Raw genomic sequence first — 16,746 nt, 5'->3', positions numbered from 1 at the left:
AACTATTAACTATTAACACACCATGATGAAAAAAACCATCTCCGCCATCTGCGCCGTACTCCTGACCCTGACCGCCGTCTCCTGCCAGAAAACAAACACGGAACAATACCTGGACATGCAGGAAGAAATGATTGGACTCATGGAAAGCATCAAGGATCAATCCAGCGCGGAAAAAAACGCCGAAAGGCTCGCCGAACTCCGTAAAAAATCCGAAGAATTGCAGGAAACCATGAAAGAAGAAGAAAAGAAGGAACTTTGGAACAAAAAAGAATACGGCAAAATCCTGTTCCGGAAGGAGCCCCTGCGGCAAGCCTTGTTCCAGAAGGACTATTACGGTTCTTACAAGCTGAGGAAGGCCCTGGCGGACAATCCCCATATCCTCCCCTGATTTTTCACCTCGGCCTTAACCCTGATCTATGAAAACGGACTGCATCCACACCTTCCCGGCGGCATTGCTGACGCTGGCGACGATCTCCTGCTCCCCCATCGTGGGGGAATACACCTACCGCGGGACAGTCACCGGAACGAGCGGCGGACAGGCGCGCGCATTAATCCTGAAGGAATACAGGGATGGTACCGTTTCAGGCAAATTGAGCATTCCGTCGTCCTCTGCCACTGACCCATTCTCCTGCGGGAGCATTGGCGGCAGAGTGGACGACCGGAGGATTACTTTCTACCTCACCACCCTGGGAGATTCCTACCTCGGCGCGAAAATGGCCGTCATGAACAGCTCCACCGGCACCACCGTCAGGTACAAAGGGAGCATTTACAAAAACCGCCGCTGCCTCAGCGGCAAATGGCATGCAGCCAACGACTACCGCTCCTACCTCCGGGGCGGCGCCTTCTCCTTCAATCTGACCCATATCAACGGCACGCCTGTTAAACGCAGAACGATCAGTGCCGGTCCCACCCTCCCCGGCAAAGATCTGGAGATTAAAGGAGGCCCTGCGGGCGAGGATATATGATAGACATTCTAACCATAGTACTCCACGGAGTCAAACCGTGATGTTTCTACCTGACGGCAAGGTATTTTAACACTCCATTCCCTTTCATTTCCTGATCTATGCACCCGATGGATTCTCCTCTCCCGCCCTTACCAGCCAACGCGGCGGAGCCGCAAGCAGATTGGCCGCCATTGCCGCCGGAACCGCCACTGCCGGAGATTCCACTCCCACCACCCATAGACGCGCCTGTACCGCCCTTGCCGGAGATTCCACTCCCACCACCCACAGACGCGCCTGTACCGCCCTTGCCGGAGATTCCACTCCCACCGCCCGCAGACGCGCCTGTACCGCCGTTGCCGGAGATTCCTCCCCCACCGCCCTCAGACGCGCCTGTACCGCCCTTGCCGGAGATTCCTCCCCCGCCGCCCGCAGACGCGCCTGTACCGCCCTTGCCGGAGATTCCTCCCCCACCGCCCGCAGACGCACCTGTACCGCCCTTGCCGGAGATTCCTCCCCCGCCGCCCGCAGACGCGCCTGTACCGCCCTTGCCGGAGATTCCTCCCCCACCGTCTGCGGACACGCCTGTACCGCCCTTGCCGGAGATTCCGCTTCCATCGCCCACAGACGCGCCTGTACCACCGTTGCCGGGAATGCCGCCACTGCCGCCCACGCCTCCAAACACCTCAAGCTCCGGACAAAAGAAACAACTAAATTGGCTCCTTCCTGCAGTAGCCGCCATCCTGGCAGCCGGCGGAGGCTTAAGCTACTATTTGCACACAGAAAAAAAGGCCTCGGAGGAACAAACAGTTCATCTGAAAAAGGACGCTGCGGATTTGTCTGAAAAAATAACTCTGCTGCGGAAAAAACAGAATGATGCCCGGAAGAACAATCAAAGCAAGCTCCTGAAGGAAGAAGAAAATGCGCGTCTTCTGGCAATATTGAGGAAAAAGGAAAAGGAGGTGGAACAAACCCGCCAAAAATACAACTCCGCCCTTACTGAACTATCCGATGCCAACAAGCGCACGGAAACTCTGGAAAAAGAATTGGTTAAAATTACCAAGGACAAGATCAGGCCGGATACCCGGGAACGCGTAAACGCAAACACCGTCACCCCCCCCATGATCAATCCCCCTTGCCCGGAAACTGACGCTCTCTTGCGGCAGACCAGCATAGCCTATCTAAAGGCACGCAAGCATGGAACTGCCGCCGTGCTTTCCGGGCATTTTGCTCCCTATTGCAATTATCAGTACGCCAACAACCGGGAAGTTTCCAATGAAATGGTCATGAATAACGTCCGGGAATTCTGGAAGAAATGGCCGCGGCGCAGTTACCGCCTTCTCAAAGTGGCTTACCAGAACAATCACGTGGAAATTATTTATATTTACAAGTACGCCGATCAGAAAGGTCGCAGCATCCAGGGATACGCCAAGGAGATGTGGGAGACCAACTCTATCGGGCAAATCATCCATTGGAGGGAGGAACTCAATTCAAACATGCCTCCAGACGAATCGGCAGGATATCGTCTCGCTCCGTTAAATATTAAATAATTAAATGCCTTCTTCCCATGAAAATCCTTATTATCCCCTTAGTTCTGGCGCTTTCCCTGGGTCTTCCTGGATGGTTGTTCAACTCATGCCGGCATAATCAGGAACTATGCCAACAGGCCCAACAGGAAATCGCCGCCCAGGAAAAAGAAAAATCCGCCCTGGAAGAAGCACTCAAAAAACACCATCCCGCCCTCCAGGACTCTGGCGCTCACGCTATTCCTATTTTGGAGGAACAAGAGAAATATCTTAAACAGCAGATAATCAAACAGGATCAAAACCTGGAAGCCCTGCAACGCTTCCTGCAGGAAAGTGAACAGCAACTCCATTCACTGGAAACAAGGGAACAGGAGCTGCGAGTCCTATTAACGAAAAAGAAAAAAGAGACGGACAACATCATCCATGCCCCAAAATCCATCGCCGGAGCTACCATTACTATTGAATACAAACTAGAAGGCGAAGGTAAAGTTTTTGAAGAAACGTTTAAACCAGGGGAGTTCTGGATTGATGAAGGCAGCTATATACCTCAAGGAAATACTGCTCTGATTTCTTTCGAGTACTCCGAACAATTTAATGCCCAAAAAGCCAGGACTTGGATCATTACCAGCGCCAGTTCTTTTAAAAAGTGGGTGAATGATGACAGGAAACAACTGGCCGTCATTACGTTCACTGGAAGAAAGGGCAATAGATACACGGGCGCGCTCAAGGGGTATATGGTGACTAACATAGGACAGGAGATCGGAATCAAGCTTGCCGGCATTGCCATTACTCTGCCCCAATAAACAATGTTGATGCAGAACCGACATGAAAACAGTTCTCTTTCCTTCTTCCCTGTTGTCAGGAATGATTTTTCCACCCTTGGGGGAAAAAGCCTGGAAAAAACGGAAGCCTGCCGAAACCAACTGTCACACACCGCCGTCCTTCCGCCCCATATAAACCCACGCAAGCTTTTGCGACCAACAGATACACGCTATTCACGCCGTTATGAACGAATCAGATAAGACATACTATTATGCCTCTCCCGGCGGACAGGCCACAGGCCCCGTCAGCGAACAGGAACTGCGCAAGATGCTGGAACAAGGCACCATCAAGGAATCCGCCAACATCCTCCGGAAAGGGGACGCCCAATGGCGGCGTTTGAGTGACGTCTTCCCACCTCAAGCGGCGGCTCAGCCAGCTCCGCCTGGCGCAGGAAACATGAGCCCATCAGATAAAACATACTATTATGCCCCTCCCGACGGACAGGCTACAGGCCCCGTCAGCGAACAGGAACTGCGCAAGCTGCTGGCGCAAGGTGTCATCCATGAATCCGTCAATGTCATCCGGAAAGGGGAAACCCAATGGCGCCAAATCAAGCACATGCTGAAGGATCACGAGCAGCCCGGGAGAGACGAAGCGTTTGTTCCTCCCCCAGTCCCTGCCTGCTTCCCTCCCTTGCCAACGGAGCGGCATGAAGAGAACCGTGTTTCTGCCGTTGACGGGGCTGCCCGGATGATGGATATAGCCGAGAAAACTCTCAATGACCTCAATACGTTTATAGATAATCGTCTGTACAGTTTGTTCGGGTTCAGAAAATTGGTGCCTCACTTTAAAAAGTGGGTCAATTTCACCATTCATCTGACAAGCGTGATGACGATCTTGACATCCATCCTGTTTGCTTTTGCCGTGGCGTCCATTGCTTCCGAGCCCCAACCCATGTACATGACCCCTTATTCCACGTTCAATCCCAGAGCCATGGAAACCGCACAAAAGGCGGTGGAGTCGGACAGTGGAATGTCTGGAGGAACCTTCATGGCGGCGTTGGGCGGAGGCTTTCTTTTAGGAGTCATCCTGCAATACATTTCCGGGTTGTTTTCAAAAGCCAATGTCAACTATTTCTATAGCAGGAAGCCAGTGTTATCCTCCATGCTGCTGCCCAGGCTCAATGTCATCATATTGTGTATTTTATTGCTTGGCACGCTCATTTCCCTCTTCTTTGCGAAAGGGATCTTTATTTTCCTGGCGATTCTGGCTCTGGCTTCCCAGTTGTACATGATCTGGCTGCATTTGAATTGCGACCGGCTTTTCATGAAAGTGACGGATAAAGAAGCCTCCGGGCCTTCGGACCTTATTGGATATATGATGTATCAGCTCCGCTTCTCCCTGGTAGCGGCGCAAACGCTGATTCCCGTATGGTTGCTGGGATTGTGCGGCTTCTGTTGTTTTGTCCTCTTTTCCGGGGACAGGGGAGGTTTCCTTGTGCGGCTGCTGATGTCGGGGGAATTATCCGTATGGGGAGTGATTGGATGGATATCTCTGCTGGCAGCGCCCGTAGCCCTTCATTTGTGCTATATCTTCGCGGCTCTTTTGCCGGAACTGCTTTTATCTATCCTGAAAGGCGGGAAAAAGTCCTAACGCTATTGCTTTCCGTACCCCATGTCCGGACAGAACATATTTCCTGACAGCCTTCGCCCTGGTTCTTACAGGATCTATACCTGTCTGCACAGGAATATTCGGCATCAATTACCTGACCGGAAAAGCTGTGCTTGCAAGGGTAAGATTCATGGCTTCCTGATGCCGCGTTCAACCCCATCTGCATCGCCATCCCGCTGCCCCATAGAGACGCCAATCACTTTTTCAACTAACAGATACATACATCGACACTGTTATGAACGAATCAGATAAGACATACTATTATGCCTCAGCCGGCGGACAGGCTACAGGCCCCGTCAGCAAACAGGAACTGCGCAAGCTGCTGGAACAACACATCATCCATGAATCCGCCAACGTCATCCGGAAAGGGGATGCCCAATGGAGCCGTTTGAGTGACATCCTCCCACCTCAAGCGGCAGATCAGCCAGCTCCGTCTGTTGCTGAAAACATGAACGAATCAGGCAGGGCATATTATTATGCCTCAGCCGACGGACAGGCTACAGGCCCCGTCAGCAAACAGGAACTGCGCAAGCTGCTGAAGCAACACATCATCCATGAATCCGCCAACGTCATCCGGAAAGGGGATGCCCAATGGCGCCGTTTGAGTGACATCCTCCCGCCGCAAGGCTCTCCCTATTCATTAGCGCCTTTCAAGCAGAAGCAAAAATTCCATGCTCTCGCCAAAGGAGAAGTCGGAAAGGGATTTCTGCCTATCTTATTGGATACGTATGCCATTGCCTTCAAAAATTTTTTATCTGTTTTCCTGGCCGTTATCCTGTGGGCTTTAACCATCTGGATTCCATACATCCATATAGGAACCACGATAGCCATAGCTAACCTTCCGGTGGATTTGGCCAAGGGGAAAATCATTTCTCCAACATGTATTTTTGCCAGACGCTACAGGCAATTCTTTGGAGAATTTTTTATCATGGCTTCTCTAATGATTTTCGGAATAGTCACTGGTTCGTGTCTCTTTATTATCCCCGGCGTCGTCCTGGCATACTCATGGATGTTGGCGCCGATTCTTTTGATTGATAAGGGAGTCAATCCCACAGAGGCACTGACATTAAGCAACAAATACACTTATGGGAACAAGTTTTCCTTTTTCCTGGCCTCAATAGCTCTCCTGATATCGTTTGCGGTTCTCCTCGGTCTCATGTCTCTGATCAGTCCTGACCTGGGTATGATCATTAGCATTTTGTTGGCCCCGGTAATGGGAATCTCTCTCATTGCAGCCATGTACAAAAGGCTGGTTCTCTTACAAGCGAAGGAGGCCTGATTCCCACCAACTATCCCTTCCAGCAAAAGAGCGCTTTCCGGACGTTTGCCGAAGAATCCGAATTCCAATATTTCAACAAATGAGGCATGCTTTCTCGCTAACAATGAAAATGACGACTCGTGTGTTGCTGGTCATTTTTTCCGGTAATATTTCAAAGGGAGCCCTGGAAAAACAGATACCCGGACTAGTTCCCGACAAGCAGGAACTAACGGCATTGCTCAAAAAATCCAGTAATCCAAATAACGAACAACAAGCCAATAGAATCAGGGTGGAACTCTGGTTCTATTGGGAAAAAAGGCTTCACCGGGTCTATCAACGCTTGCTGCAATATTACGCGTTCCGTCCGGAACTGGCGGAACCGTTAAAGACTTCCCAGCAAGCGTGGCTTACCGCCAGAGACGCCACCATGCATGCCTGCGGGTTCTGTCTTAAAGCAGGGAAGGAAAACAAGAAGGAAGACGGATGGTTCAAAGCCAATATGAATATCATGATCATTGAAATGACTGAAACACGCTGCCGCATTCTGGAAGATCTGCTCTCCATCATCCAGAGCTGCGATCTTTAATTTGGATTTCATCCTCCTTGAATAGTTGCAGCCAACTCTCCTTTTACATAGTGACTACTGAATAAAACCATTTCATGAAAAAATCGGAAAATTTATCGGAGTTCTTCCACAATATCGTCCAGATCATTCAGAAATCCTTGACGGGAGGGGACTCCATAACGCAGGCGGAGGAAATTATCGCCTTCATCATGGTCACCTCCCTGATAGCCTTTATCTTATACATTGTAGCCTTTTACAGGAAGACACTGAAGCCGAATGTTGAAAATATCGCCCCCCTGGTCATCGTCCCTCTGATAGGGATAGGCTTGATAGTGGCCATTTATGGCTATGTGACGGAAGGTTTTTTCGCAAGTATGGTTCTTTTATGGCTTTTCAACAGCATTGCCCTCGGGGTTGGAAAAGCCATGGGATTCTTCCCGGAAGAGGACACTTTCGGTAGTATCGTTCAAGAAACCAGTGCAGAATGGAAAGCGGAAGATAAATATGCGGATGCGCTCGAAGGTAAAAGTATTGCGTTCAACGATGGCACCAGAGCAACCATCCGGGGAACAGACCTGGAATCTTCCATGGAAAAATGGGGATTCCGTATTGGAGGGCTTGGAGTCGGTCTGGCCATAGGAGCCGCCATCATTGGTCCATTTGTCTGGATGGTATGCGTTTGGCAGGCATTGAAGGCCGGATGTATCGCCTTTAACCAAAAACCTGAATAATCCCTCCATTTTATGTTGAGCACTTCTACAACACCGAACCCCTTTCCCGCTGAAAACAGCGGTCACTCCCGCAATACTCAGACCTGTCCCCATGGAGAAAGCTATGCCGGAGCATTAAAGGACGGCCGCCGACACGGGAAAGGAACCTATTCGTTCAATGACGGTTCCTGGGTGCAGGGGACATGGGAAAACGACAACCTCTCCGGAAATGCCACCTTTTACCATGCGCAGCACCAGCGAACGGACCAGGGGACTTTTTGCGGAACATTCAGAAAGGGCCGCGGAACGATGACATGGAGCGACGGCAATATCTACGAAGGTACGTGGGATGATACGGAAGAAGGGTTGCAGGGCAAAGGAGTCATGTGCTCCCCGGAGGGGCAAAAAGAGGCGGGGGAATGGATCAACGGTTTATGGAAGAGAAGCTTTTCTTATAAAAATTCATTTTACGACATCATTTATCCCATCCAAAAACATCCTGTCTCTTCCCTGATTTCTTTTTTCATTATCATCGTTTTGTTTATCCTTGGAATAACTATTGACACAAAGGATAGCATTTCTGATCCCTACATTATCTTTCTGCTTACGGGCGATCTATTCCCGTCCGTAAAAAATGCCGCTGCCGTCAATATGGCCTACATCATATCAGGGGCGGCCCTTCTCATCCCTGCCATGTGCGGCCCTGTTTTTAAACAGATTTCCGGAATCCACCATAATCCGCTAACAGCCATATTACTGTCGGCCATGTCCGTTGGTGGAGCCATGGGATTCCTTCATACCCCTTACAGGGGAGAAGCCTTTTATGCCATTATATCCATATTCAGCCTCTATCTTCTCATTTTTATGGCGAAGTTTTATTATAAATCCGTACGGTTTGAACTTGCGCTCATTGCAGGCATCCTGCTCTCATGGCTGTCCATTTTACTTTTCAGAAATTCCTATTACCTTTTTGAATATATGCGATGGCCTTACGCGCTCCCGCTATTATCGGCGCTCGCCTGTTTTGCATGGGGTCGCCTCAAATACGAACAGAACGGATTTTTTCCTGGTCACAAATCATTTACCTTGGCCATATCAGGCATTTCAATAAATTATATTATTCTACAGCCCTGTTTGAACATGAACCAAATCCTATCTTATTTGAACTATATTTTGCCTTCCGTCAATTTATGAATAAACGAATGAATATCCTGCCCCTCTTTTCTTTTTTCCTCATTACCGCCGTATGCTGGGGCCAGTCAGTTGCCGGAGATGTTCAGATTCCGGCATCCATCAACGGGGCAACGATCAACTTGGATGGGGAATTATACTATCCCTCCAATATTACTATCGAACGGTATGAGCCTCAGAAAAATACAGCCCGGATGATTATACGCTACCATAAGCGGCTCATGCCCAGAATCCATCTTTCAGACTCGCTTACCGGAGCAACAACAATAGAAGAAGTCTATGGAGAAAAAGTAAAGCCGGCTTTGGTTACCTTCACCGGGCGAAAAGGGAATGTTTATTCCGGAACAGTCTCGGGATCTTTGTTTTCCCACTATAATTACAGGGGCGAAGAGGAACAACAAAATCTGGCCATGCTGAAAGACGAAAAAATTGAGTTTATTTTTCCTGACGATAACCGCCCTGTAACGGGCAGTATAAAAGGGCCGGAAACCCTGAAAAAAGGCACCATCCTTCAGATCCAGACGGATAAGAGAACCCTCAGTTACGAAATCGGGAAAAACTGCGAATTATTATACTACTTCCTAAAATATCCGGATGAAAAAGAAGCCGGAATTGTTTTGGACTTGGACGAAGAGCCTGGGAAACCGGATGTTTCCCTTTGCCTTTCCGCTTCAGATACATTTGAAGAAGTTATGACTATGTTTGACCCCGAGCCATACATGGTATTTACAAAGAAATTATCCGATAAAATTTATGAAGGAGCTTTTTTCGGATATTTATACGGATACACGACAAGTCCGGAAACAAATGACGCCCAGGAATCTAATTATACCGTCACTTTCAGAGAAAAGCTGCTCAGTATTACAATCACTTTGCCGTTATTTTTCCAATAACATTCCCTCTTTAGAAAGATATAAGATCTATTAATGATGTTGCCCAAATTCGTATGAATAAACTATCCATTGCATTTTTATCTGCTTCCATGGGTCTTGTATGCACCTGTTCCGCGTTTTCACAGGAAGAAGTGAAGGCGCCCAAATCTCTGGATGGAGCTTCCATTAGGATCAAGACAGCGGAAGAAAAGGAAATGTTCTGCAATGCGAAGGATTTATGCATCGTCCTGTATACGCCGCAGGGCAATACGGCCCAACTCATTTTCACCCATGCCACAGGGATCCGGCCTCAGAAAATTCGTCACGAAAAACTTTCCGGAGATGAATCCTACGATGCGAAAGAAAACAAGGGGACTCCGTCCCTCCTCACTTTTACCGCCGTCAAAGGATCCGTCTACCATGCCGCCGTTGAAGGCTATTGGACCAGCGACCATTCCCATGAAGTTGTCCCCGTACAGAGCATGGAGATCATTTTCCCTACGAACGTATCCATTCATGGGGATGAGGAGTGTATCGAACTCCTCCCTGAGACGGAAGAATTTGAAGAGCCTCAATGTACCTGAAATTATTTCCAACTTAGAATAATTTGAGGACCCCAACATAGTTCCCTTCCATCAGAGCTACTCCAACCCATTACACTCCTATGCTTCCCCCATTTTTCAGCAAGCCGTTATCCGCCCTGCTCCTTTTCCTGTTTCTGTTCATTCCCCAGTCTTTCGCCCGGGATGACAGGAATAACGAGAATTATATGGATAAATTCATATCTTTACTGAGCGGAGAAATTGAAACCTCTTCCAGCAATAAAAAAGTTTCGAAATCATCAAAAAAACAACACAAGAATTCTCCTCCCTCGGCCTCGAAGCAGAAACAGAACAGACAAAAACAGGAACGTCTGTTCAAAAAATCGGCACAGGAGGCGGAGAAACTAATCAACAAATACCAGATAGACCTCAATCAGAAAGTGCCCATTGAAGGCAGGGACACGTTTCCCGCCATTGCCGTGGCAAAATCCGGCAATGTCCTGATGATGGAAGTGCTTATCAAGCATGGGATAAACCTTGACCTGAAAGACGGGAAAATCAACGTCAACTACGAAACCCACCCGAGCCATTCCGCCATACTGAATGCTGCGGCGAAATCCGGCCATACCCCAATGGTGGAGCTGCTTTTGAAACACATACCGGATACTGACAATCAAAGAGTAGGATCTACAAACATCGCCGCGCGGAAGGGGGATTTGAATATGCTCCGCTTTCTGAAAGAACAGGGCGTTCCCTTTCATTCCGGCTGTCTGGCAGCTGTCAGCCATCAATGCAATATATCAGCAGGCTGCCGTTCAAAACAGGAAACCGATTGCAGCCACCTGACTGTCATGCGTTATTTACTGGAGAACGGGTTTGATATTAAAAGGGACAGGGGCGAAGCGCTGGCCTGGGCCTGTTCAAGAGGAAATGAAACCATGGTTCGCTTCCTGCTGGAACATGGCGCGGAATGCCACATTCACAGTGCAGCTATTTGCTCTGCTAGCGGCTCAGCTATCGTCAAGGCGGACGAAGGAGGAAACGTCAATGTCATCAAGATGCTCCTTGCGAAAGGAGCCAATATCCATGACATCAGGCAAGATGGCAAAGCAAATGCCCTTCATCAAGCTACCCAGTACGGTCAAGCCGCCATTGTTCCCTTTCTAGTCCAGCAAGGAATTGAGGTTAATACACCCAACGGCTACGGGGAAACTCCCTTGATCCTGGCCGCCAAATTCGGCTGGCTGGATACGGTGAAAGTCCTGTTTGCCCAAGGAGCTGACGCCTCCGTCAGGGACCACAAGGGGAAAACAGCAGCAGACCATGCCCTGGAATCGTCAAATCATACCAAGAGTACTCTGGACGGGTACTATTTTGACAAGAAAGGCGCCGGGGAAGTCTATCGTCTACTGAGCAAATCACGCTAACTGTACCAAGACGCCTTTGATTCACATGACATTATCCTTTCAGCAATCCGTCTCTCCGTTCTTTTCCCAGCCAGACATTTCAACGGCCAATTCCCTGCACCGGGTTTTCCGATTTCAATGTAATCAGCTTGGGCTGGGCTGTGTATTCGCGGCCTTTTTTCACCAGGCCGCCGGCGCTCACGAGGCCCTGGAGCTTTTCATAAATCCGCAGCCGCAGAATTTCCTCACCGCCCAGGGACATGTGCTTTTGCTTCATCACGATAACGGTACGCTGGAAGATGTCATTGAATTCCAGCATGCCCGCCTCATGAAGAATGATAATAAGCTCATCAGTCACCAAATCCGGTGTCTTGCGCGAGGAACGTGATCTCCTATCCTCCAGCATGATGATAGAATACTATCATGACACACTTCCAGGCGTCAAGTTGATAAGACCTGCGTCATTTTCCGGCAGTATGGGGCGGAAAGGATATAAAAGGCGGGTGTCCGGAAACCGGATGAGGAAATTTCCCGGAGCGGGAGATGAGTTGTTGATTCGCCCATCCACGGGATTTACTCACCCGGAGGAAGGAAAGAAGCTCTGCAAGAAACGGGGGAAAGGCATGCGTATTATCTGTAATCCGGGCCATTCGGAACAACAGGCCCTAAATTTCATTTTTGCAGGTATGAATCCGGTCATTTTCAGTCCATGCGCAGCCGCGGCGGTTCTTCTGTCTCCTTTTTCCCTGTGGGGCGGGGAAGCCACGTTCATGAGTTACAACGTAAAGAACGGTACCGGCATGGACGGCAAGCGGGATTATGACCGTACGGCGCGGGTGATTGCGGAGGCAAAACCGGATGTCGCGGCCCTTCAGGAACTGGACAGCAAGACAAAAAGGAGCGGCGGCAAGGACACTTTGCAGGAATTGGCCGTAAGGACAAAGTTGACGGGGACGTATGCCAAGGCCATTGATTATTCGGGCGGTTCCTATGGAGTCGGCCTTTTATCCAGGGAGAAGCCTTTGAGCGTGAAGCGAATTCCTTTGCCCGGCCGGGAGGAGGCGCGCGTGCTGCTGATGGCCGAGTTCAAGGATTACTGTTTTTGCGTCACGCATTTGTCCCTGACGCGGGAGGATAGCAACGCTTCCATCGACATGATTGCCGCTCTGGCCGCGGAGTGCAGGAAGCCCTTTTTCATTGCGGGAGATTTTAATTTGACGCCAGGCTCGGAACCGATAGCCCGGATGAAGAAGCATTTCATTCCGCTGAGCGATTTTTCCCAAAAAACGTTCCCTGCCGATCAACCGGCGGAATGCATTGATTACATCTGGATGTACAGGGGGAGAAAGGCGGAGGCGTTCAAGGTGGCGGAACGCAGAGTGATTGAAGAGCCTGCCGCTTCCGACCACCGCCCGGTCAAGGTGACGGTGCGTTATTAATGCCTTTGGCTCATTAATTGACGGCCCGCGGCGCATTTACGCCGCCCACCAGCAGCACGATTTCCCCCTTGGGGGCACGTTCCGCAAATTCCGCCGCCAGCCGGGAAGCCGGGCCGCGATGGTAGGTTTCAAAGGTTTTGGTCAGTTCCCTGGCTACGCAGACGGGAACGTCCGGGTCCAGCGCCGCCAGCGCCTGCACGGTTTTGACGATGCGGTGGGGTGATTCATAAAAGATACTGGTATGGGAAGCTTCCACCGCCGCCTGGAGCATGGAGCCCTTCCTGCCGGATTTGACGGGTAGAAAGCCGCCGAAGAAGAAGGCGTCCGTAGGCAGTCCGGACCCCACCAGGGCCGTCACCACGGCAGACGGTCCGGGAAGCACGGTGAAGCTTACTTCCTTTTCCTTGAGCGTCTGAATGAGGCGGTAGCCCGGATCGCTCACGCCCGGCATGCCCGCATCACTGATCACGGCAAAGCTTTCCCCGCCGGCGGCACGGGCGGCAATTTCCCCGGCGCGGGATTGCTCGTTGTGGTCGTGCATGCTCATCAGGGGCTTGCGGATTTCATAGTGGGAGAGCAGAAGCCCGGAATGGCGGGTGTCTTCACACGCAATGACGTCCACCCTGCGCAGCACGTCCAGCGCCCGCAGGGTGACGTCCGCCCGGTTGCCGATCGGCACCGGAACAAAGTAAACGCTGTATTCCACTTCCGCCATAAGCACAAATTTTCCGGAGCCGGACAGGTCTAGCCGTTGGTGAGGGTTTCCGCAATGGAGGTGGCTACCAGCCGCGCCGCATAGGAGAGGGCGTTGGTCCGGGCCGTCTGGATGTTGCCCAGGTCAAAGAATTGGCCCACTTCCTCCGCAGAGCTGGCATACAGGATTTTCTGCGTCCTGGCGTCCACCACCCGGTACTTGACGGCCAGGCGCAGGCCCAGCTCCGTACTTTTGTAGGTGTCTTCCCGGCTGGAACGCAACTGGTCGAAGGTGATGGAGTATACCTCTCCTTCCACCCGGATATCCGCATCCGCACCGGTGCTGAGCCGGTAGGTGCCGTCCCGCTGCAGTTCATCCGCCAGCGCGCCGGTCACCAGCGTAGCGGCGCGGGGTTCCAGGGAGTTGTTGGCAAAGAGGCAGACCTTGACGGTCTGCGCAAATTCCAGCTTGGGCGGCTTGGTGCCGCCGAGCTGGTAGCCGCAGGAACCGGCCAGCAGGCACAGAACGGGCAGAAGAAGTTTGAAGACGTTCCGGATACAGTTCATGCGGACGGAGAGTTCCTGTTATCTGCTGGTGACGCCCAGTTTTTTCAGGCGTGCCTTCGCCTTGGCGGCGGCGGCGGGATTGACGCTGCCCTTGGAGGCCACTTCCTGGTAGCAGAAGATGGCCGCATCGGTGTCTTTCATCTTGGTCAGGTAGTATTCCGCCACTTCCAGCTGCTGGGCCACCAGCTCACGCTTCATGGCGGCCAGGTCGGAACGGGCGGCCCCGGCGCGGGCGCTGTTGGGATAGCGCTGGAGATAGTCTTCATACGCTTCCTGGGCGCGGGCCACATTGACGTGGTTGCGGTCGCCGTCCGCGGCGGCCTGGCGGTACAGGGTGGCTATCTGGAGCTGGGCCGTGGGGGCCAGCGGAGAGTGCGGATGGTTGTCCACCAGGTTCTGATACGCCTCAATGGCCTCCTTCATCTGGCCGCGGGCGGCCAGGTAGCTGCCCAGCACGTTCATTGCCTGCGGGGCGGTAGGGGCGTACGGGGCGTTGTCACGCACGTGGTTCAGCCATTCCGTAACGTTCTTGGGGTCCATCCGGACGTCAAACATCCACAGTACGCGGTTGGTCAACGCGCCGCTCGCCGCGCCGAAGGCCATTTCCTTCTGCCGCGCCATGGCCTGTTTGTACAGGGGGCTGTCCGGGTGACGGTCAATGAGCTTCTGGTACTGGTCAAACGCATCCGCGGGTTCCTTGCGGGCCTCATAGAGTTCCGCCATCCTGAACCGGGCCTGCGGCGCCTCCCTGGAAAGAGGGTGCTTTTCCACCACGCGCCTGTATTTCTTGATCGCGCCGGAGAGGTCGTTTTTCGCTTCCTTCGCCCTGGCTTCCTGCATCAGGGCAATCGCCTGCTGGTCCACCATGCGGACGGTTCCAGGGGGCGGGGGCGCTTCCGAAGAGCACTGGCACAGCACCAGCGTTCCGGAGACGGCGGCCATCATGACAAGCAGCTTTTTCACATTCATGACTTTACAGCAGAAAAAGAGGACGCGTCAACCCGGTGAACGCAGATTGACGCGCAAAAAAGAGTTAGTGTCCCTTGCCGTATACGGCTTCAGCATCAAAAACGACGCCGCCGTCCGCTTCACGCAGCGTGACGGGTTCCCCCTGGGGCTGGGCCTTCAGCTCGTCGCCGAAGGGCACGGAACGGTAGAAGCAGGAGTGGTGCCCGGTGTGGCAGGCTCCGGCGCCGCACTGGTCCACCAGCACGATCAGGGCATCCTGGTCACAGTCAATCAGGATTTGCTTCACTTTCTGCACGTGGCCGCTGGTCGCGCCCTTGTGCCAGATTTCCTGGCGGCTGCGGGAGTAGTAAACGGCTTCCCCCAGCTCCATGGTCATGCGCAGGGATTCCGCGTTCATGTAGGCCAGCATCAGCGGTTCATGGGTAACGTGGTCCATGGCGAGGGCCGGAATCAGGCCGTTCTGGTCAAATTTGGGGGCGAATTCCACGCCTTTTTCCACATTCACCTTGCCGCGGTCGGCAAAGACAATCCGGGATGAGATGTCGTTTTGTTCCATAACCGGCCCCCTTAGTACATGAAATATCCGACATATACCAATCTTTTCTGTTGCCCTGACGCAACGAAATGTTTTCATAGGGAGCGTATGGCATTCACGGCATCCCAAGCGTTCGACCTGCTCCGCACCGCCTTCTCCCGCAACCGGCTTCCCCATGCCCTGCTCATTGTGGGAGACGAGCACCAGGGAGCCTCCCGCCTGATCCTTCAATTGCTGGAGCTGATGAACGGCATCCGGGCGGACCACCTGGACGGCGTGCGGGACGAGTATTGCCGCCTGGTGCGCCCCAAGTCCAAGTCGCGCCGCATCCTGCGGGATGACATCCGCGCGGTGGAACCTTTCCTCCAGCAGCGCGCGGCGGAGGGAAAATGGAAGATAGCCGTGTTCATGGATGCGGAGCGCATGAATGACGAGGCCGCCAACGCCTTCCTGAAAACCCTGGAGGAGCCGCCCAGCCAGTGCCTGCTCATTCTGTCCACCTCCCAGCCGGACCAGCTTCTCCAGACCATTATTTCCCGATGCGTGCGCGTCAACCTGCTGCAATCCGCGGAGTTCAGGCTCACCCCCATCCAGGAGGCCCTGCTGCCCCACTGGCTGGAGACCTGCCGCAATCTGGACAATGACCTGGCCGCGCTGGCCTTCCGCAGCAAGTTCGTGGACGTCATGACGGAGGCCAAGGCCGCCATCACCAAAAACCTGAACCAGGCCCTGAAGGATGAAGCGAAGGAAGCCGCCCAGGGCACGGATACCTCCGACTGGGAGTCCCGCAACAAGGACGCGAACACCGCCCAGATAGAGACGGAGTACCTGGAACAGCGCAACCAGGCCCTGGAATTGCTCATCAGCTGGTTCGGCCAGGCGGCCCTGATCGCCTCCGGCGCTCCGGAGGTCACGCCGATTCATCCGGAGGTGCGCACGCTGTCCGCACAGATGCCCGTGAACGAATTGCTGAAGCGCATGGAAGCCCTCAACAAGCTCCGCGACGATTTGAATTTCAACATTCATGAAGCCCTGGCGCTGGACGTCCACCTGCTGGCCGCCGTCGGGTCTTCCTGAGTAAAGACTCCCTCACCTCCCC

At 52.5% G+C, this 16,746-nt stretch carries 19 protein-coding genes; 14 read left to right on the top strand and 5 right to left on the bottom strand.

Going from position 1 to position 16,746, the window contains the following annotated elements; all coding sequences use genetic code 11:
- The first annotated feature begins 22 nt into the window (after nt 1-22).
- The 12 genes from P8A25_RS01445 (at nt 23) to P8A25_RS01390 (ending at nt 11,465) form a co-directional block, all read left to right on the top strand.
- Nucleotides 23-388, top strand: a complete 366-nt coding sequence (locus tag P8A25_RS01445; RefSeq protein WP_215443721.1) for a hypothetical protein — start codon at nt 23-25, stop codon at nt 386-388.
- A gap of 28 nt (nt 389-416) precedes the next feature.
- Nucleotides 417-965 (top strand): hypothetical protein, encoded by a 549-nt coding sequence (locus tag P8A25_RS01440; protein ID WP_215443719.1) that lies wholly within the window; start codon nt 417-419, stop codon nt 963-965.
- A gap of 629 nt (nt 966-1,594) precedes the next feature.
- Nucleotides 1,595-2,491 (top strand): DUF1348 family protein, encoded by an 897-nt coding sequence (locus tag P8A25_RS01435; protein ID WP_404838739.1) that lies wholly within the window; start codon nt 1,595-1,597, stop codon nt 2,489-2,491.
- A 17-nt stretch (nt 2,492-2,508) separates the two neighbouring features.
- Nucleotides 2,509-3,270 (top strand): hypothetical protein, encoded by a 762-nt coding sequence (locus P8A25_RS01430; protein WP_215443316.1) that lies wholly within the window; start codon nt 2,509-2,511, stop codon nt 3,268-3,270.
- 202 nt (nt 3,271-3,472) lie between these two features.
- Nucleotides 3,473-4,882 carry a DUF4339 domain-containing protein gene (locus P8A25_RS01425; protein ID WP_215443315.1) on the top strand — a complete coding sequence of 470 codons (1,410 nt, stop codon included), beginning with the start codon at nt 3,473-3,475 and terminating at the stop codon, nt 4,880-4,882.
- A 253-nt stretch (nt 4,883-5,135) separates the two neighbouring features.
- Nucleotides 5,136-6,179 carry a DUF4339 domain-containing protein gene (locus P8A25_RS01420; RefSeq protein WP_215443314.1) on the top strand — a complete coding sequence of 348 codons (1,044 nt, stop codon included), beginning with the start codon at nt 5,136-5,138 and terminating at the stop codon, nt 6,177-6,179.
- A gap of 103 nt (nt 6,180-6,282) precedes the next feature.
- Entirely contained in the window at nt 6,283-6,744 is a 462-nt protein-coding gene (locus P8A25_RS01415) for a lysozyme inhibitor LprI family protein (RefSeq protein ID WP_180971579.1), read from the top strand.
- Between the two features lie 74 nt (nt 6,745-6,818).
- The gene (locus tag P8A25_RS01410; protein ID WP_215443313.1) at nt 6,819-7,454 is read left to right on the top strand and encodes a hypothetical protein; all 636 of its coding nucleotides are present in this window, start codon (nt 6,819-6,821) and stop codon (nt 7,452-7,454) included.
- A 12-nt stretch (nt 7,455-7,466) separates the two neighbouring features.
- The gene (locus P8A25_RS01405; protein ID WP_215443312.1) at nt 7,467-8,627 is read left to right on the top strand and encodes a hypothetical protein; all 1,161 of its coding nucleotides are present in this window, start codon (nt 7,467-7,469) and stop codon (nt 8,625-8,627) included.
- A gap of 8 nt (nt 8,628-8,635) precedes the next feature.
- Complete coding sequence (locus P8A25_RS01400) at nt 8,636-9,517, top strand: hypothetical protein (RefSeq protein ID WP_146017888.1); 882 nt, start codon at nt 8,636-8,638, stop codon at nt 9,515-9,517.
- Nucleotides 9,518-9,570: 53 nt separating this feature from the next.
- Nucleotides 9,571-10,080, top strand: a complete 510-nt coding sequence (locus P8A25_RS01395) for a hypothetical protein (RefSeq protein ID WP_215443311.1) — start codon at nt 9,571-9,573, stop codon at nt 10,078-10,080.
- An 80-nt stretch (nt 10,081-10,160) separates the two neighbouring features.
- Nucleotides 10,161-11,465: an ankyrin repeat domain-containing protein gene (locus tag P8A25_RS01390; protein ID WP_215443310.1), complete on the top strand. Its 1,305-nt coding sequence runs from the start codon at nt 10,161-10,163 to the stop codon at nt 11,463-11,465.
- A 79-nt stretch (nt 11,466-11,544) separates the two neighbouring features.
- Here the strand turns inward: P8A25_RS01390 and P8A25_RS01385 are convergent, their stop codons facing one another.
- The gene (locus tag P8A25_RS01385) at nt 11,545-11,802 is read right to left on the bottom strand and encodes a hypothetical protein (RefSeq protein WP_146017890.1); all 258 of its coding nucleotides are present in this window, start codon (nt 11,800-11,802) and stop codon (nt 11,545-11,547) included.
- Between the two features lie 412 nt (nt 11,803-12,214).
- Here P8A25_RS01385 and P8A25_RS01380 point away from each other — a divergent pair, with 412 nt between their 5' ends.
- Entirely contained in the window at nt 12,215-12,883 is a 669-nt protein-coding gene (locus P8A25_RS01380) for an endonuclease/exonuclease/phosphatase family protein (protein WP_404838738.1), read from the top strand.
- 13 nt (nt 12,884-12,896) lie between these two features.
- On the opposite strand, the gene rsmI is transcribed toward P8A25_RS01380, so the two are convergent.
- From rsmI to hisI, 4 genes are all read right to left on the bottom strand, one after another.
- Nucleotides 12,897-13,598 (bottom strand): 16S rRNA (cytidine(1402)-2'-O)-methyltransferase, encoded by a 702-nt coding sequence (gene rsmI, locus P8A25_RS01375; protein WP_215443308.1) that lies wholly within the window; start codon nt 13,596-13,598, stop codon nt 12,897-12,899.
- A gap of 29 nt (nt 13,599-13,627) precedes the next feature.
- On the bottom strand, nt 13,628-14,143 hold the full coding sequence (gene lptE, locus P8A25_RS01370; protein WP_215443307.1) for an LPS assembly lipoprotein LptE: 516 nt from the start codon (nt 14,141-14,143) through the stop codon (nt 13,628-13,630).
- Between the two features lie 18 nt (nt 14,144-14,161).
- On the bottom strand, nt 14,162-15,112 hold the full coding sequence (locus P8A25_RS01365; protein WP_102722158.1) for an outer membrane protein assembly factor BamD: 951 nt from the start codon (nt 15,110-15,112) through the stop codon (nt 14,162-14,164).
- Between the two features lie 64 nt (nt 15,113-15,176).
- A complete protein-coding gene (gene hisI / locus P8A25_RS01360) occupies nt 15,177-15,668 on the bottom strand; it encodes a phosphoribosyl-AMP cyclohydrolase (protein ID WP_102722157.1) in 492 nt (163 codons plus the stop codon).
- Nucleotides 15,669-15,755: 87 nt separating this feature from the next.
- Between hisI and P8A25_RS01355 the strand changes: the two genes are divergently transcribed.
- A complete protein-coding gene (locus P8A25_RS01355) occupies nt 15,756-16,724 on the top strand; it encodes a hypothetical protein (RefSeq protein WP_215443306.1) in 969 nt (322 codons plus the stop codon).
- Nucleotides 16,725-16,746 lie beyond the last annotated feature (22 nt).

This window comes from Akkermansia sp. BCRC 18949 (assembly GCF_045011645.1).
GTDB classification, from domain to species: domain Bacteria; phylum Verrucomicrobiota; class Verrucomicrobiia; order Verrucomicrobiales; family Akkermansiaceae; genus Akkermansia; species Akkermansia massiliensis.
This window is presented reverse-complemented; position numbering and strand designations above follow the sequence as displayed.